Raw genomic sequence first — 532 nt, 5'->3', positions numbered from 1 at the left:
GGCTCGTACACCCTGCAGGTGCTCTCCCCCCGCCCCTCGCAGTTGCGCACCCCCCCACCCCTCTCCGCGCCCCTGTGCGCGTCCCCCACCACCTTCCCCTTCTCCCTCCTCCCCCTGCGCTTATCCGCCACCCCCCTCACCCCCGCCGCTGCCTCGCGCTCCGCGTCCACGCCCGTCGCCCTCTCATTCCTCTGGAGCGCTCTTCCCATCCCCCCCACCCGACCCCTCTCCACATCTGCCTCTCACCCCCCCCCCCCCTCTCTTTCCTACCTCCCGGGCACTTTTCCCGCTTTCCACACTCACGCGTACGACTCCTCCCTTCTTCCTCGGTCACCTTTTCTTCTGTCCCCCCCTCGGCATGAGAACACTTATCACTCAGCCGTCGGTTCGACTCTCGTCCTGGTCTCTAGTTTCTCACCATATCTCCCAGCCGCCTCTTCGTCCGCGCTCCCTTCGTTCCGCCTTTTGCCTCTTTTCATTCTCCCACACTACCCGTGTCCTCGGCCTCACTTGTTTTTTCCTTTGCCTGTCC

Annotated in this window: 1 protein-coding gene; it reads right to left on the bottom strand. The window is 64.7% G+C overall.

From position 1 onward, the window contains the following. Positions 1-209, bottom strand: a 209-nt coding sequence (locus tag A6V37_RS41670; RefSeq protein ID WP_208607849.1) for a hypothetical protein, incomplete at its 3' end; no start/stop codon positions are given. Between the last annotated feature and the right edge of the window lie 323 nt (positions 210-532).

The organism is Paraburkholderia ginsengiterrae (genome assembly GCF_001645125.1).
Taxonomy (GTDB): domain Bacteria; phylum Pseudomonadota; class Gammaproteobacteria; order Burkholderiales; family Burkholderiaceae; genus Paraburkholderia; species Paraburkholderia ginsengiterrae.
Note: the sequence above shows the minus strand (reverse complement) of the source record. Positions and strands in the feature narration are given on the sequence as shown.